Source organism: Nostoc spongiaeforme FACHB-130, assembly GCF_014698475.1.
GTDB classification, from domain to species: domain Bacteria; phylum Cyanobacteriota; class Cyanobacteriia; order Cyanobacteriales; family Nostocaceae; genus Nostoc_B; species Nostoc_B spongiaeforme.
The window spans coordinates 51,556-66,654 of record NZ_JACJTB010000023.1 but is presented as its reverse complement, the minus strand read 5'-3'; the positions used below and the strand labels follow the sequence as shown (position 1 = coordinate 66,654).

The window sequence follows — 15,099 nt, the reverse complement described above, 5'->3', positions numbered from 1 at the left end:
TACTTTCTTGATAAAAATTTGGAAGCTGGCGAAAGAATCTTTAGGTAATTTCATAATAAGTGTCAAAAATTGGCTCAATTTCCCAATATGGGGCGTAGCTATGCTCATGTTAAAGATTCATTGCGTGGCTTACCACTAAATGGATATATAGCGTTTCTTATTCTAGTGAAGTACAAGCAAGCCCTAATTAACCGCAGATGGACGCAGATAAATTTGTACCTCAGCAGACTAGGAAAGGCTATATCATTTTGTATCAAGTTATTGATGATGGAGTCACTATTTTGCGAATTGTTAGTGGTCGTCAAGACTTAGAAAGTTTATTTGCAGAACTAGATGATAACTAAGAGATGACTTATTAAAGTAAACCTTAAATTTTAGGATGCTGTATAGTAAAGTTTAACACACTGAGAAAGATAATGCGTTACGTCCAATTCTCAGAAAATTGAGTTTGTTCAGATCCCCGACTTCTCAAAGAAGTCGGGGATCTTGTTTCTCACGGATGGTTGCTTACTCATAAGTGTAGCGATCGCGCGGCAGGGGTTTTGTTAAAAATCTCGCCAGCCATGCTAAAGCAATTATCCATAAACCGACAGATATTGGTCTGATTTGATTTTGTAATTGCAAAATTTCCGTATCACTAAAACTACGATTGAGGAATTGAAATGCAAAAAGAAAAGTTACAACCCAAATAATTATCCCAATCGGAGTTAGTATTGCTAATAATTTAACTGTTTTATTTACCTTTCTATAATTCTGCCAGCGTAAAGCTATCCAACATCCAAGTACTTCTCCAATCCACCAACCTAAAAATTGACCCATTAAAGGTGGTATAATACCTTCTAATTCGGCATTAGGCATAAATTTAATTACGTATTCTCTACCTAAATAACCGCCCAGATATAAAAGTGGAACAGCACCGATAAAACTACCGATAATTACTGCTAAATATCCGCTCTTGTTGTTTTTAGATAACTGCATATTGACCTGAAAACCGATAATGAATACTGAATTAAGATTGTTAGTAATTGAACAACTGAATTTAGAGGTAATTTTTGTTGCTCAATGCAAAATAAGTTTCACTATCCTATTTAATTTGTGAGCGCAAATTATCGAGGATGGCTATAGATCCAATATCAATTAAGCAGTTTCCAGAACTGAAATCATACAGACATAGTAAACCCCACCTTTCAGATGAGGAAGAGTGGGGTGTGGGATTTAAATTTATGTTATGAAGTATTGACCAAAAATTTAATCTTGTGGTTCAATACCTGCTGCTCGTAATTGTGCTGCTAGTCTTTCTGCGCGTTGGCGTTCTTGTTCAGCGCGTTGGCGTTCTTGTTCAACTAACTCAGAACCCCAAAATAATAATTGTCCATTTTCATCCCACCAGCGCAACCAATAACCTGTACGATTTTCATGTGTACCTTGCCATACACCAAGGTAAAGATTTATGTCGGCTATCAAGTAATGTTGGTTTTCGTTAGGACTTTGTATGGCATACCTACCTGTGTTGTTATCTAACAAATAAACCTCTAAATTACCACTGGCTGGTTCAAAAATTGCATAGTTTGGTACTTTTAAAATGCACTCATAAAAAAACCATTTACCAGGGGGATAAGTTGGTTTAATTGAATATTCTCCACCATCTTTATCAGAAAGAAATTCAATCACAATTATGGGGATGTCTCCTTCTAATTGCGGCGTGTAACTGCGAATTATTTCTTCTCTGCTGACTGTAATGTTAGGAATATATGCCCAATCTGGTGCTTTGACAACTGTTGCACCGTTTAAAGTGGCGCAAATGCCGTAATTTGTTGGTGTTAGTGCATTAGCTGGGAGTTTTCCCGCTAGTTCTAGGCTTTGGGTTAAGGCTGCGGCTAAGGCTGGTTGGTTGATGTTGTCCACTGGTTCATCGGGCAGAATGTAATCTTCGGGTAGTTTTTCCCAAGTGATTTGGTAGGTTTGGGTGATGGTGGCTGTCATATTTGCTAGGGAGTGGGGAAGAAAGTTACCTATTCGTCATCATCGGTCTCGAAATCGCTATCTTCTAGGGTTTGATGGGGGATGGCGGCGATAATTGCATCAATTACTTTGGATACTGGTAAGATTTCTAGGTTAAGGTCGGGAAATTTTGTACCTTTCGGGACGATCGCTCTTTTAAATCCCAATTTAGCTGCTTCTTTTAACCGCAGTTCCATTTGGGAAACGGCGCGGACTTGTCCACCCAAGCCGACTTCCCCAATCAAAACTGTACCAGGGTCAACAATGCGATCGCGAAAACTGGCAACAATAGCGATCGCTACTCCTAAATCTACGGCTGGTTCTACTACACTCAATCCACCCGCCGAAGCAACATAAGAATCTAATTTAGACATAGGAATCCCCACACGTTTTTCTAAGACGGCGAGAATTTGGACTAAGCGGTTGTAGTCTACTCCAGTTCCAGCCCGTCGCGGAGAAGGGTAACTTGTCGGACTAACAAGGGCTTGTAATTCCACCACAATCGGGCGTGTACCTTCACAAGCCACCACAATGGCTGTCCCAGGTGCGGGATCATCACGATTGCCTAAAAATAACTCTGAAGGGTTAGAAACTTCTCGCAGTCCGTGTTCTACCATTTCAAAGATACCGATTTCGTGAGTCGCACCAAAACGGTTTTTCACGGTTCTTAATAAGCGGTGGGAGGCAAAGCGATCGCCTTCAAAGTACAACACTGTATCTACTAAGTGTTCTAAAACTTTCGGCCCGGCGATCGCACCTTCTTTGGTGACGTGTCCCACAATTAACATCGTAATATCTTCATGTTTCGCCACTTTCATTAAAGCGGCGGTACATTCCCGCACCTGGGCTACTGAACCGGGCGCAGATGTCAACGCCGGAAAAAACACTGTTTGAATACTATCGATAATTGCGACATTCGGTCTGAGGGAATCTATTTCACGCAGAATTTCTTCTAAATCAGTTTCTGGTAAAACATACAAGTCTGCACTTATCCCTTCAGGGTTTTCTGCTTCTACTACTTCTGGAGTCGCCGATGTTTCTGCTTCTTCTGTATCCTCCTCAGATTCAGCTTGTTTACCATTACCATTCCCAACTACATTCATCGGTTTAGACACACCTAAACGCAAAGCCCGCAATTTGACTTGTTGTCCTGATTCTTCCCCAGAAACGTAGAGAATACGGTATCTCTGCGCCAGTTGGTTGGATACTTGCAACAATAATGTCGATTTCCCAATTCCCGGATCACCACCGATTAATACCATTGAACCGGGAACAACGCCGCCACCCAAGACTCGATCTAATTCTCCATAGCCAGATTCCCAGCGAGTGACTTGGCGATCGCTAATTTGGTCAAAAGTCAGCGAAGCTCGTGGTTTTGCTGGTTTAGCATTAGATTTACCATTATTTTGCTCTTTATGCCAACTGCCGACTCCGCCTCTTGTGGGTACATCCACAGAAGATTGAATCGCAATTTGTTCTTCTAAAGAATTGTAGGTTCCGCAATTAGGACATCTACCAAACCATTGGGGAGATTCTGCACCACATTCGTTACAAATGTAAAAGGTTTTAGGCTTAGGCATTCTTAAATCTTAATTAAGTTAATTATTCTTAATTTTTTCTTAATTCTTACAAAAATCTAAAGTCAAAGAAAAGTAGGTTCTACCGCATTTTTCAAATCAATTGTGGGAATGATATCTTAATATTATGGTATTAAAAATTAATCATGAAAAATTTTAGTTAAGGAGCGTTGAGAAACTTGGAAAGTCATAAAGAAAAAATTCTGGTGGTAGACGATGAAGCCAGCATTCGCCGGATTTTAGAAACGCGCCTTTCGATGATTGGCTACGATGTGGTGACGGCTGGCGACGGTGAAGAAGCGTTGGACACTTTTCGCAAATCTGATCCTGATTTAGTAGTGTTGGATGTGATGATGCCAAAGCTCGATGGCTACGGCGTGTGTCAAGAATTACGTAAGGAATCAGATGTCCCTATTATTATGCTAACAGCCTTGGGGGACGTTGCCGATCGCATCACGGGTTTAGAATTAGGTGCTGATGACTACGTAGTTAAACCATTCTCTCCCAAAGAACTAGAAGCGCGGATTCGCTCAGTCTTGCGCCGTGTCGATAAAACAGGTGCGTCGGGAATTCCCAGTTCTGGAGTAATTCACGTAGGGAATATCAAAATCGATACCAACAAACGGCAAGTCTACAAAGGCGATGAACGTATTCGCTTGACAGGAATGGAATTCAGCTTACTAGAATTGCTAGTCAGTCGTTCTGGCGAAGCTTTTTCTCGTTCTGAAATTTTGCAAGAAGTTTGGGGCTACACACCAGAACGCCATGTAGATACGCGGGTGGTAGATGTGCATATCTCTCGGTTACGGGCAAAATTAGAAGATGATCCCAGTAACCCAGAATTAATCCTGACTGCACGCGGTACAGGCTATCTGTTTCAACGCATAATCGAACCTGGAGAAGAGTAAAGGAAAGTATGAAGTGTGAAGTATGAAATCTTATCGTTCATTACTCAGCACTCAGCGAGAAGTTGCGTGCGCGGGTTCCCCGCGTTGAGCAAACTTCGGTGACTCAGCACTCAGCACTTAAGATGACTAAACCTGATGATCCCAATCGAGTTCTGCGCCGTTTACCCCTAGTTGTTGGTGGGTTAGGCGCTATACTTTTGCTGATTAACCGTGTATTAACACCAGAACTCACAGAATCCCAATCCCGTGGCGATGTGTTGGGAGTAATTTTGAGTGCTGTGTTAATTTTAACAGGGTTAATTTGGCAGCAAGTACAGCCGCGATCGCCTGAAGTTGTGGAACTGATTGGGGAAGAAGGTTTTATCCTGTCAGAAGACTTACCAGAAGCCGTGAAAACAGAACTAGCCTGGGCATCTCACTTGATATTAACGAATACCGTCACGCGATCGCTGGTAGTTGTATATCAAGGCAAAGTTTTGTTACGTCGCGGTATTCTGGGTTCTAAATCAGAAGTCGTACCAGGGCCAATTTTTAACCGGGTTATCGAAAAACAACAGCCAGTTTATTTAGTAGCATTAAACCTCTACCCTGGCAGAATAGAATTTGATTACTTACCTGAAAATACTCAAGGAGTAATTTGTCAACCAATTAGCAATCAAGGTGCGATGATTTTAGGAGCCAATGCACCCAGAAGTTACACCAAACAAGATGAAAATTGGATTGCTGGCATTGCTGATAAATTAGCCGTAACTCTCCAACAAATCAGCGTTGATGCTTCATAATTAAAAACTACTTATGCAAATTATTTATTGGTTACTAATTGCCTTAATGGTTGTGGGAATTATTGGTGCTGTAGTGCCAGCAATTCCTGGTAGCAGCTTAATTTTAACTGCCATTATTATTTGGGGAATTGTTAGCGGTTCTTTTGCAGCGATTAAGATACCGTTAATAGTTACAGTCGTTGTTTTGCTATTAAGTGTAGGCGTTGATTTTTTAGCCAGTTATATCGGCGCAAAACAAGCAGGTGCTAGTAAATGGGGACAAATTGGCGCAGTTGTAGGGTTAGTATTAGGAATTTTGGGATTCTTACCAGCTTTACCCTTTGGCGGGCCGTTACTCGGAATGTTACTGGGGCCACTATTAGGTGCAATTGTCGGTGAATTTATTTACCGCCGAGAATTATGGCCAGCAGTGAAAGCAGGTATTGGAATTGTCGTCGGTACATTAGTCGGAAATTTGATTCAAGGTTTGTTAGCAATAGCCGCAGTCGCCGTTTTTATTGTGACAACTTGGCCGCAAGTATTTGGCGGATAACCTAACTTTGAGAATCTTGTTTTCTTTTCTCTGCTTGTTCAATACGTTGTCTAATTGCTTCTTCCGCTATCCGAATATTCTCTTCAATTGGCGTACCATCTTCAGCAAACATTGGCCCGTACCATGTCGCTTCCGAGTCTGGAGGGTTACGGCGACTAAATAAGATCCGAATAGCTTCATCATCATCCCTGTGTGTAAGTACATAAGCTGTCAGTTCTTTGTTAGTCATTGCTTCAAGGTGCATTCACTTTCGGCAAATAGCCCTCAGACTGAAGTCTGGGGCTATACAAACTAAACCCGCCTGCGCGGGTTTTGAGATAGTCCGCTTAGGCGGACTTGGTTTGTGTAGCCGCGATTTCCAATCGCCCGGTGTTTCTTCCAAAAGTGGATGCTCCCTTGCTTCAAAGTTCGGTTTCACTTAAAAACCTGCAAAATCCACTAGAGGGTACGATGATTTGAATATTCTCGCCTGCCAGAATATATATTTCTCTAGTTAAGACATCAAAACGAAAGAGGTGAATGTCTTTGTAGGTGTTTGATAAAATTTGGCAGACACGTACACAGGCTTGCGCTTGCTCGTTTGTGGGATTTATTGTCTGTTTCTCAATTGTGACCTAAGTAATCATAAGTCTCGCTAGTGCGTTTAATGAAGCAACAGCATGAACCAACATTTAACAAGCATAATATTGACTTGACTTAACCATTTTGACATCCATTTATTAATTATTTTGCGGTAACTACTCAGATGAGGCCATGCTTAAGCGATAATAACTATACCTCCCGATAGATGCACAGTTATGACCTGCTGCCTAGATCCAGCTTGCCACAACCCACCCAATTCCGAAGGCGTAATACACTGCTCTAGCTGTGGTAGCCCATTAATCGCATTAAGAAACCGCTATCGTCCAATTCAATCAATAGGTGGCGGAGGATTTGGTAAAACGTATCTAGCAGAAGATATCGACAAGCTCAATGAGCGTTGCGTCATCAAGCAATTTGCACCGCAAGTCCAGGGAACAGGCGCACTGAAAAAAGCGACAGAACTCTTTGAACAAGAAGCAAAACGACTACAACAGTTAGGTAAACATCCGCAAATTCCCACACTGTTAGCGTATTTTAATGAAGATAAACGCCTTTACTTAGTACAGGAGTTTATTGAAGGACAGAATTTATTAAAAGAATTACAACAACTAGGACATTTCACAGAAGAAAAAGTTAGAGAAGTCCTGCTAGATTTGCTAGATATTCTCAAGACAGTTCATCACCAAAAAGTTATTCACCGCGATGTTAAACCAGAGAATATTATTCGTCACAATAACGGCAAGTTAGTACTCATTGACTTTGGTGCATCAAAGCAATTGACCGCAACAACCATAACGCAAGGCGGAACTCAAATTGGTTCTTTTGGTTATGCACCAATGGAACAAATGCAGGGTGGTGAAGCTCATCCAGCCAGTGATTTGTATAGTGTTGGTGCAACCTGCTTTCATTTGTTGAGTGGAATTCATCCTTGGGAATTATGGAAACGACAAGGTTATGGTTGGGTTTTTAGTTGGAGAGATCATTTGCGGCAAAGTGTGAGTCAAGAATTTGGACGGATTCTAGATAAGTTATTGCAAGAAGAATCTCATCAGCGTTATGAGTCAGTGGAGGACTTATTAAAAGATTTAAATCCACCACCAAAGCCTTCTATAACCAAAATCCAGCCAGACTTTGCAGACTTTCCAGCAACACAACTACCAGTAAATTCACTCCCAACGTTACAGCCACCTGCCATAGCAGATTCTAAAACTCAAGCACCCATACCAGAAATCTCAGAAGAGCTATCAGGTAATTCCAAAGTATCACCACAGCCAGCTAAAAATACTAAGTTAGCAATACAATTACTGCTGGGTGCTGTTATTACCCTAGTGGGACTTCAAATATATGCTTATGTCCGTTATCGCTTGTTTCCGACTAATCCAATATCTGTAATTGCTCTTGAATTAACTGGTAAAACCAGCGAAATGTTCCTAACAGGAACTCTCACAGGTCATGTGAAGTCAGTTCGTTCCGTCGTCTTTAGTTCAGATGGTAAAACCCTTGTTAGTGCTAGTCGTGACAACACCATCAAAGTTTGGAATCTTGCGACAGGAAAGGAAATCCGCACTCTGGTAGGGCATTCCAAGTCGGTTAGTTCTATTGCCATCAGCCCAGATCGTAAAACTCTTGTTAGTGCTAGTCGTGATAACACTATCAAAGTTTGGAATCTTGCGACAGGAAAGGAAATTCGCACTCTCGAAGGGCATTCCGACTCAGTGAATTCTATTGCCATCAGCCCAGATGGTAAAACTCTCGTCAGTGCTAGTCGTAACAAAAACTCTGGCATCACATTGTGGAATCCTGAAACAGGGAAAGAAATCCGCACTCTCGAAGGGCATTCCGACGGGGTTAATTCTGTTACCATTAGCCCAGATGGTAACACCCTTGTCAGTGCTAGTGCTGACAGAAGTATCAAAGTTTGGAATCTTGCAACAGGACAGCTAATCCGCACTCTCGAAGGACATTCCGACGGAGTTAATTCTGTTACCATCAGTCCAGATGGCAAAACCCTTGTCAGTGCTAGTGCTGACAGAAGCATCAAAGTTTGGAATCTTGCAACAGGACAGCTAATCCGCACCCTTATAGGTCATTTAGGATCTGTTAGTTCCATTGCCATCAGCCCAGATGGCAAAACACTTGCCAGTGCTAGTGGAGACCAAACTATCAAAATTTGGAACCTCGCAATAGGAAGAGAAATCCGCACTCTCTCATCTTCTTCCGACGGGTTTAGTTCTGTTGCCATCAGTCAAGATGGTAAAACTCTCGCCCGTGGTAGTATGGATAACAGCATAAAAATTTGGCGGCTACCTTAGCTATGATTGACCTACGCTAAAGTAAAGATGGTTTCACCAAAGCAGTGTAAAGAGTTGAACAATAGCAACAGAAACAATGACTATGTTTAGTCAACACTGCCTATGTTCAACACCGTTCTATTGAAGATTAATATTAGATTTTATTATAGAAACAAGCAACTCTATACTCTAGCTTATGTCTTCCCTTGTTTTGGAACAACCTAGTAATGTCGAGACTTCCTATGTTCTTCTTTCCAATGTCAGTTGGGAACAATTAGAACAGCTTGATGTTGCTCTTGCTGGGACAAACGCAAGCCTAAGTTATTTAGATGGTCTTCTCGAAATTATGTCACCCCTGTCTGATGACCACGAGGATAATAAAAAAACTCTGGCGATGTTACTAGAAGTCTATATGCGGATGAAGAATATCCGGTTTTATGGACGGGGAAGTGCAACTATAGGTAAAAAGGAAGACAATACACGGCGAGAACCGGATGAGTCTTATAATTTAGGCACAAAAAAACCAATTCCCGACTTAATTTTAGAAGTAACTGTTACAAGTGGTGGAATTAATAAGTTAGAAATTTATCGACGTTTGGGAGTAACTGAAGTTTGGTTTTGGGAAGATGGTTTATTATCAGTTTATTGTTTGCAAGGTGACAGCTATATCAAAGCTAATCGGAGTAATTTGTTACCCGATTTAAATTTGGATGTATTAGCGAAATATGCACGAATGGCTGACCAATATGATGCTATCAATGAATATACAGCCTTTTTAAATAGAATCAGTTAACCCTGATTATTTTCTCTCTGAACTATTTTGGCGATCGCTTCCTCAATTATCCGAATATTCTCTTCAATTGGCGTACCATCTTCAGCAAACATTGATGGATAGATAATTGCTTGGGAATCAGGAGTCCGACGGCTAAATAAAATTTCCAATGCTTCTATATCTTCTCGATGAGCCAGTACATAAGCTCTCAATTCTTTTGTAGACATCTGGGCAAAATTAGGCTTCATTGACAAATCTCCAAGTTCCATCACGAAATACCAGGATTTGCAGTTCATCACCTGCCAAAATAAACACATTGCCAGTTTTGTCACTAAAACGAAATAGCTGAATTTCCCGGTAGAAATTGGACAAATACTGGCAAATAATCATACACATCAGTGCTTGCCTGGTTGTAGGATAGATATTCTTTTCGTCAATTGTGACACAAATAATCTTAAGACTTTTAGGGTGGGGAGAGCGATCGCACCTGCAACTCACAATGGTGCGATCGCCTAAATTAACGAATCACTAAAAAGTCTGCAAAGATTTCTGTGCTTCTGTGGCGACGGCTTCGACTTCATCATTTACCATAGTTTCTAATATCGCTTTGGCTTCTGCGCCACCCAGTCTGGCTAAGGCTTGGGCGACTCTATAGCGCATTTGCCAATCGGGATTAGTAGAGTATGGTGCTAATAAGGGAATTGCGGCGGTATCACCTAAATCACCAAAGGAACTAATCGCAGCAGTTTGGACTAATTCATTTTCGGATGACAAGGCTTCTTGCAGTAAGTCAAAAGAACGCGGATCACCTAATTCGCCTAATGCTGCAATGATGCTGAATTGAACTAGCCACTCATTAGTCGAGTGGTAAAGGTGCTGTAAATCTACAAAAGCATCGTGTAATTTAAGCGCACCTAAACAATCGGCGGCGGCGGCTTGCACATCGGCTTCAGGGTCATTGTGCAGGCGATCGCGTAAAATATCCAAAGACAATTGCAAATCCTGTGTACCGAGTGTATCCATCTGACTCACAGCTGAGTAACGCACTCTTGAGTTGCTATCACCTATAGCAATCTGCACAAGTTCTAAACCCACTGCGGGTTCTAATTCGCGGATTTGATTGACAGCACGCAAGCGATCGCCCAAATCTTGAGAACTGAGCATTTGTCTTACCGACTCAGGAGTAATACTCATTTAATGATCCTAACTTCTAAAATGTTTTAAAAAATCTCCATAGTTAATCGTCAAATGTCCATAGTCAATAGTCAAGAAACTCCCAATTAATGACCAAGGACAAATGACTAATGACCAATGACCATGATTAACTTGCAGCCATTGCCCGAATTACATCGCCACGGGTAAGTATGCCAACCACTTGACCTTCACTATCTAATACAGGTAAGCGATGTACATTGCGATCGTGCATGATTTGTGCTGCTTCTTTTAAGGTTTTGTTGGGGGAAATAGTGACCGGATGTTTACTCATCACTTCTCCCACGGTTTGCCCTAACGCTTTATGTAAATCGCGATCGTAAGTGGCAGGATTTTTTAAATAAATCACACTATCCAAAAACATAATGTAGGCAGGCGGAGTTACACCAGTTTCTTGCCACATCAAGTCTGTTTCAGAGATAATCCCCACCAGTTGACCGACACCATCCACCACAGGCAGCCCACTGATGCGTTTCTCTGCCAAAATTTGAATAGCTTCCTTTAGAGGAGTTTCCGGCCGAACAACAATCGGGTTGCGGCTCATTACGTCGTCAACATTTCTAGACATTTGCTTGCTGACACCATTTTTTACAGTCTCTGGCATTATTGTAGAAAATTGCCGGGATGAACTGAATTGAATTAATAGATTGTTACTTGTGGACAATACTTGGTCATTTGTCATTTGTCATTTGTTTGACAACTCCTTACCTTAAACCTTGTTGATGCAGCAGGTCACTCAGCCAAGCTGTATCTGTGGCTGATATTACTGGTATGGGGTCACGAGTGTAATCAATTCTCAAGTCATAACTACCTTGGTCATAAATATCATTGATGACCTTTTGGAGATTTAAGAATGGTTCTTGGTCTTCTGGGTGCAAAGGTAAGGCAAACTGAGGAAGAGTATCTTTGAGATTAAAACCATAGAGTTCTGCTTTGGGGCGGACTTCGCTGCGGCTAACTAAAATTCGATAATCACTTTCTATGGTTTTACCCAAAATCGGCATTGGTTTTCCCTGACGGAGTAAATCAATTTCAACCAAATGAGTAGAACTGCCTAAAACTGTTTGACGTTTCGTTTCATATTGCAAGCGACCCATCACAGATTGCTTATTTTTAGGAGAAAGAACTTTGATGGCTGTAACAACTTCATTGGTTTGTACTGCCCGAATTTCTAAATAACCTTCTGTTATGACTTCTGGCAAAGGAATTGTTACTTCTATTGGCTCAACATTGGGAGTCACAAGGGCGATATTATTGGGTTGATTGATGTTAGCCCTCGCTCGTTGCACTGATACATCAGGAACACCAATTAATAAAGATTCCTCACCGCTACTTTGATAAACACGCTCTTCAATCGCAACAATATATTTTGGTCGAATTTGTGGTGATAAATCATTAGCGATCGCAGTTATTAAGCGATGATGAATCCCCGACCATAATGCTGGATGCTCTAGATAGGGATTCATCCCAGGAAATGGAGAAGGCATAAGTAAGTAAAAAGTTAAAAGTCAAAAGCAACAACTTAGACTTGTGTAGGTTGGGTGGAGGAACGGAACCCAACATTCTCAAGATTTTATTGAGTTCCGCGATCGCTACACCCAACCTACTATTCTCTTAATTGAACTGCTTTACTCAGCACTCAGCACTTTATACTCAGCACTTTTTAAAGCGGCGATAATTTGACCATTAGCTTCGGGAAAGGCGTAATTTTCTAATTCATCTAAGCTTACCCAGCGAACTTCCTCACATTCTAGCGGTTGGGGAATACCTGATAACAGGTGACAGTGATGCACGGTTAAAGTTACACGCAATTGGGTATAAGTATGGTCGATAGTGATGAGATGGTCTTTGACTACAATTTCTATACCTAGTTCTTCGGCTATTTCTCGCCGGATACATTCTTCTATGGTTTCGCCTGGTTCAATTTTGCCCCCAGGAAATTCCCATAAACCACCCATTGCACCTTGTGGACGACGACGGTCAATTAAAATTTGCTGCTGGTCATTCCAAATAACGGCGACACCAATAATTTTATGTGGAATAGAAGTCATATCAATTTTAGATTTTAGATTACAGATTTAGTGATTTATCTAATCAACTGGAGTGGTCAGATTCCCTAATTCTTGAAGAAGTCGGGTATCTAACAGACTGATCAAAAAACTCGGCAGGATAATTTTGAATCTGCCGAGTTTATATGATTGATAGTCAAATTTCTGTTAATTTCTTAAATATTGTCGCAGAAGTCGCCCAAAGCTACAAGTTTTGATTTCAGAACTATTGATTAATCTATTCTGAGAAATCTAATGTCTAAACATCTTCTTCCCTTGTCTCTATTCCTATTCTTGATTATCGGTTTCTGTACCTTGTAGCGCCATTTCAAAGTCCATACGTTGTTCAGCGTTACGCAGGAAATAACCGCTAATCATTGCGGAAGCCAGCAGACGACCAAGGCTTTCCCGGCTGGTTGTAATGGTCATATTGAAGTGTTCTGGAGGTAAGTTACCTAACAAACCCACAATGTTGCGTTCCATGACTTGGAAGACTTCGGGCGATGTTGGTTTAGATAAATGGCTTACTGTTTCGGGACTTAAAGATTTAACATATTGCCACAGTAAATTACTGGTTTCTGATGCGTCGCTGGGGAAAAATTCTTCTGAGACTCGATTGGATTGGTTACTCACGTTTAACCTCCTGTACTACTGTTGCTGGTGGCTATGTTTGCAACTGAAATGAGATGTGCCTGTCTTATCTTTAACGATCGCTGCCGTTTTGTTGTTCCTGTTAAATAATTTAACAGGCACATTCTCACATAGAAGTCGGTGTAACCGTACCAAAACCGGAGTATTTTCTCGCCTAATGGTCATTAGTCATTGGTTATTGGTCATTTGTGAAAAGAGGTAAGGGAGCAGAGCGCAAGGAAGAGAATCTTTCCCCTCCGCTCCCTGCTCCCTGCCCCTCAGCTTCTTCTGTGAACTACTAATAACCAATGACAAATGACTAAGAACTAACTCGCCAAATACTCATTCATGGTGGCTTTGGATTTGCGGAGTTTGTTTAAGGCTTCCCGTTCGATTTGGCGGACTCGTTCACGGCTGATGTTTAAGATTTCACCGATTCTGGCCAAGGTTAAGGCTTGACCGTCAATCAACCCAAAGCGCAAGGTGATGACTTCTCGCTGTTGGGGGGTGAGTTCGGCCATGACTCGCTCTAAATCGGATGAGAGGGAGGTTTGCATGACAAACTCTTCGGGAGAAGCACCAGGATCTTCTAGCATTTCTCCGAGTTCGGTGTCGTAGTTGTCTCCCAAGCGCAAATCTAAGGAAAGGGGTAAACGGGCTTTTTCGAGATATTCTCTGACTTGTTTGGGAGTTAGGTCTAGTTCTTGGGCTAATTCGCCGACTGAAGGGGCGCGTCCGAGTTTTTGCGATAACTGACGCTGGGCTTTTTTGATTTTATTGAGTTTTTCGGTGATGTGAATGGGTAGGCGGATAGTACGGGCTTTTTCGGCGATCGCCCGCGTAATTGCTTGGCGAATCCACCAGTAAGCGTATGTAGAAAACCGATAACCTTTGGTAGGGTCAAATTTTTCTACACCCCGTTGCATTCCAATGCTACCTTCTTGGATCAGGTCAAGTAAGTCTACGTTGCGCTTGATGTATTTCTTGGCGACGGATACGACTAAGCGCAAATTGGCTTCGACCATTTTACGTTTCGCAATTTCACCCTCGGCGATCGCTTTGTTCAATTCGGTTGTATCAAGCTTGGCTTCCTTCGCCCATTCTTCTAAGGTGGGTTCATGACCTAACTTGTCAGCTAAAGATTCTCGAAGTTCTTGTAAAGCTGTTGAACGCTGCACCTGTTTACCGTAGCGAATTTCTTCTTCATGGGTTAACAGGGGTACACGGCCAATCTCACGCAGATAAGTCCGCACGAGGTCTGTAGCTGTCGGGGCCGTCTTGATGGCGCTACTCATTGGTGATGTTGGGGGGTTGATTGCTTGAGTCATTCAACTAACTAGTAGATAACTGATAAATAGATGCTTTTTGAGGTGCTGCCCAATTGACTTGGGAACACATGATATGGTTTACGATTTACGCTTCCGTTACGGGCGGCAGATTTTATTAATCAATTTAGGCTATTAACTGCTAGACGTTACAGTTTTTTCTGAGATTGTACAAGTATCTACGGATGGATAAAGGTAGCTAGAACAACACCTTACATCTTTAAACTTTGTTAATAATTGTAACATTTATGAAAAGGATTGCAAAGCCCCACAGACTGAAAACGATTGAATTTGAGAATGGTTGTAATAGTCTCAACACAGTGGTTAATCAACCTCGATTCCGCATACAGCAATAATGAGAACCATAGACTGTGGTCAATAGGTGGTTAAAAGTTATTAACTGGTTATTTTAGGCTGAAACTCCTATGAATCAAGTGTT

At 41.6% G+C, this 15,099-nt stretch carries 19 protein-coding genes; 6 read left to right on the top strand and 13 right to left on the bottom strand.

Annotation, left to right across the window (positions count from 1 at the left end):
• The first annotated feature begins 197 nt into the window (after positions 1-197).
• Entirely contained in the window at positions 198-344 is a 147-nt protein-coding gene (locus tag H6G74_RS31235; RefSeq protein WP_242051265.1) for a type II toxin-antitoxin system RelE/ParE family toxin, read from the top strand.
• 163 nt (positions 345-507) lie between these two features.
• Here H6G74_RS31235 and H6G74_RS17495 read toward each other — a convergent pair whose 3' ends face one another.
• The 3 genes from H6G74_RS17495 to radA form a co-directional block, all read right to left on the bottom strand.
• Positions 508-978 (bottom strand): hypothetical protein, encoded by a 471-nt coding sequence (locus H6G74_RS17495; protein ID WP_190968879.1) that lies wholly within the window; start codon positions 976-978, stop codon positions 508-510.
• Between the two features lie 270 nt (positions 979-1,248).
• The gene (locus H6G74_RS17490; RefSeq protein WP_190968878.1) at positions 1,249-1,983 is read right to left on the bottom strand and encodes a Uma2 family endonuclease; all 735 of its coding nucleotides are present in this window, start codon (positions 1,981-1,983) and stop codon (positions 1,249-1,251) included.
• Between the two features lie 29 nt (positions 1,984-2,012).
• Positions 2,013-3,581: a DNA repair protein RadA gene (gene radA / locus H6G74_RS17485; protein WP_190968877.1), complete on the bottom strand. Its 1,569-nt coding sequence runs from the start codon at positions 3,579-3,581 to the stop codon at positions 2,013-2,015.
• A gap of 176 nt (positions 3,582-3,757) precedes the next feature.
• Between radA and rpaB the strand changes: the two genes are divergently transcribed.
• From rpaB to H6G74_RS17470, 3 genes are all read left to right on the top strand, one after another.
• Complete coding sequence (gene rpaB / locus H6G74_RS17480; protein WP_010997963.1) at positions 3,758-4,486, top strand: response regulator transcription factor RpaB; 729 nt, start codon at positions 3,758-3,760, stop codon at positions 4,484-4,486.
• A 122-nt stretch (positions 4,487-4,608) separates the two neighbouring features.
• Positions 4,609-5,268, top strand: a complete 660-nt coding sequence (locus tag H6G74_RS17475) for a cofactor assembly of complex C subunit B (protein WP_190968876.1) — start codon at positions 4,609-4,611, stop codon at positions 5,266-5,268.
• A 13-nt stretch (positions 5,269-5,281) separates the two neighbouring features.
• Positions 5,282-5,800 carry a DUF456 domain-containing protein gene (locus H6G74_RS17470; RefSeq protein WP_190968875.1) on the top strand — a complete coding sequence of 173 codons (519 nt, stop codon included), beginning with the start codon at positions 5,282-5,284 and terminating at the stop codon, positions 5,798-5,800.
• A gap of 1 nt (position 5,801) precedes the next feature.
• On the opposite strand, the gene H6G74_RS17465 is transcribed toward H6G74_RS17470, so the two are convergent.
• A complete protein-coding gene (locus H6G74_RS17465) occupies positions 5,802-6,029 on the bottom strand; it encodes a DUF6887 family protein (RefSeq protein WP_062298363.1) in 228 nt (75 codons plus the stop codon).
• Positions 6,030-6,201: 172 nt separating this feature from the next.
• Positions 6,202-6,393: a DUF6888 family protein gene (locus H6G74_RS31840; RefSeq protein ID WP_390849964.1), complete on the bottom strand. Its 192-nt coding sequence runs from the start codon at positions 6,391-6,393 to the stop codon at positions 6,202-6,204.
• A 204-nt stretch (positions 6,394-6,597) separates the two neighbouring features.
• On the opposite strand from H6G74_RS31840, the gene H6G74_RS17460 reads away from it, so the two are divergent.
• Both H6G74_RS17460 and H6G74_RS17455 read left to right on the top strand, forming a co-directional pair.
• Complete coding sequence (locus H6G74_RS17460) at positions 6,598-8,694, top strand: serine/threonine-protein kinase (RefSeq protein ID WP_190968873.1); 2,097 nt, start codon at positions 6,598-6,600, stop codon at positions 8,692-8,694.
• A 175-nt stretch (positions 8,695-8,869) separates the two neighbouring features.
• Positions 8,870-9,466, top strand: a complete 597-nt coding sequence (locus H6G74_RS17455) for a Uma2 family endonuclease (RefSeq protein ID WP_190968872.1) — start codon at positions 8,870-8,872, stop codon at positions 9,464-9,466.
• On the opposite strand, the gene H6G74_RS17450 is transcribed toward H6G74_RS17455, so the two are convergent.
• The 8 genes from H6G74_RS17450 to H6G74_RS17415 all read right to left on the bottom strand — a co-directional run bounded on the left by H6G74_RS17450 (position 9,463) and on the right by H6G74_RS17415 (position 14,618).
• Positions 9,463-9,693, bottom strand: coding sequence for a DUF6887 family protein (locus tag H6G74_RS17450; protein ID WP_190968871.1), 231 nt, complete (start codon positions 9,691-9,693; stop codon positions 9,463-9,465). The two genes, H6G74_RS17455 and H6G74_RS17450, sit on opposite strands and share 4 nt — an antisense overlap.
• Positions 9,683-9,868 carry a DUF6888 family protein gene (locus H6G74_RS17445; RefSeq protein WP_190672297.1) on the bottom strand — a complete coding sequence of 62 codons (186 nt, stop codon included), beginning with the start codon at positions 9,866-9,868 and terminating at the stop codon, positions 9,683-9,685. Before H6G74_RS17445 ends, H6G74_RS17450 begins: the two co-directional genes overlap by 11 nt.
• Before the next feature lie 105 nt (positions 9,869-9,973).
• Positions 9,974-10,639 (bottom strand): phycobilisome degradation protein NblB, encoded by a 666-nt coding sequence (nblB, locus tag H6G74_RS17440; RefSeq protein WP_190968870.1) that lies wholly within the window; start codon positions 10,637-10,639, stop codon positions 9,974-9,976.
• 127 nt (positions 10,640-10,766) lie between these two features.
• Positions 10,767-11,225 (bottom strand): CBS domain-containing protein, encoded by a 459-nt coding sequence (locus H6G74_RS17435; RefSeq protein WP_190968869.1) that lies wholly within the window; start codon positions 11,223-11,225, stop codon positions 10,767-10,769.
• 136 nt (positions 11,226-11,361) lie between these two features.
• Complete coding sequence (locus H6G74_RS17430; protein ID WP_190968868.1) at positions 11,362-12,144, bottom strand: DUF4058 family protein; 783 nt, start codon at positions 12,142-12,144, stop codon at positions 11,362-11,364.
• Positions 12,145-12,285: 141 nt separating this feature from the next.
• Positions 12,286-12,708, bottom strand: a complete 423-nt coding sequence (mutT, locus tag H6G74_RS17425; RefSeq protein ID WP_190968867.1) for an 8-oxo-dGTP diphosphatase MutT — start codon at positions 12,706-12,708, stop codon at positions 12,286-12,288.
• A gap of 285 nt (positions 12,709-12,993) precedes the next feature.
• A complete protein-coding gene (locus tag H6G74_RS17420) occupies positions 12,994-13,338 on the bottom strand; it encodes a DUF760 domain-containing protein (RefSeq protein WP_190591240.1) in 345 nt (114 codons plus the stop codon).
• Positions 13,339-13,661: 323 nt separating this feature from the next.
• Positions 13,662-14,618, bottom strand: coding sequence for an RNA polymerase sigma factor, RpoD/SigA family (locus H6G74_RS17415; RefSeq protein WP_313888491.1), 957 nt, complete (start codon positions 14,616-14,618; stop codon positions 13,662-13,664).
• Positions 14,619-15,099 lie beyond the last annotated feature (481 nt).

What these genes read in the sequence shown, in the direction of transcription:
- H6G74_RS31235 (WP_242051265.1), top strand. Translation starts at nt 198, where the DNA reads ATGGACGCAGATAAATTTGTACCTCAGCAGACTAGGAAAGGCTATATC.
- H6G74_RS17495 (WP_190968879.1), bottom strand. Translation starts at nt 978, where the DNA reads ATGCAGTTATCTAAAAACAACAAGAGCGGATATTTAGCAGTAATTATC.
- H6G74_RS17490 (WP_190968878.1), bottom strand. Translation starts at nt 1,983, where the DNA reads ATGACAGCCACCATCACCCAAACCTACCAAATCACTTGGGAAAAACTA.
- radA (WP_190968877.1), bottom strand. Translation starts at nt 3,581, where the DNA reads ATGCCTAAGCCTAAAACCTTTTACATTTGTAACGAATGTGGTGCAGAA.
- H6G74_RS17475 (WP_190968876.1), top strand. Translation starts at nt 4,609, where the DNA reads ATGACTAAACCTGATGATCCCAATCGAGTTCTGCGCCGTTTACCCCTA.
- H6G74_RS17470 (WP_190968875.1), top strand. Translation starts at nt 5,282, where the DNA reads ATGCAAATTATTTATTGGTTACTAATTGCCTTAATGGTTGTGGGAATT.
- H6G74_RS17465 (WP_062298363.1), bottom strand. Translation starts at nt 6,029, where the DNA reads ATGACTAACAAAGAACTGACAGCTTATGTACTTACACACAGGGATGAT.
- H6G74_RS17460 (WP_190968873.1), top strand. Translation starts at nt 6,598, where the DNA reads ATGACCTGCTGCCTAGATCCAGCTTGCCACAACCCACCCAATTCCGAA.
- H6G74_RS17455 (WP_190968872.1), top strand. Translation starts at nt 8,870, where the DNA reads ATGTCTTCCCTTGTTTTGGAACAACCTAGTAATGTCGAGACTTCCTAT.
- H6G74_RS17450 (WP_190968871.1), bottom strand. Translation starts at nt 9,693, where the DNA reads ATGAAGCCTAATTTTGCCCAGATGTCTACAAAAGAATTGAGAGCTTAT.
- nblB (WP_190968870.1), bottom strand. Translation starts at nt 10,639, where the DNA reads ATGAGTATTACTCCTGAGTCGGTAAGACAAATGCTCAGTTCTCAAGAT.
- H6G74_RS17435 (WP_190968869.1), bottom strand. Translation starts at nt 11,225, where the DNA reads ATGTCTAGAAATGTTGACGACGTAATGAGCCGCAACCCGATTGTTGTT.
- H6G74_RS17430 (WP_190968868.1), bottom strand. Translation starts at nt 12,144, where the DNA reads ATGCCTTCTCCATTTCCTGGGATGAATCCCTATCTAGAGCATCCAGCA.
- mutT (WP_190968867.1), bottom strand. Translation starts at nt 12,708, where the DNA reads ATGACTTCTATTCCACATAAAATTATTGGTGTCGCCGTTATTTGGAAT.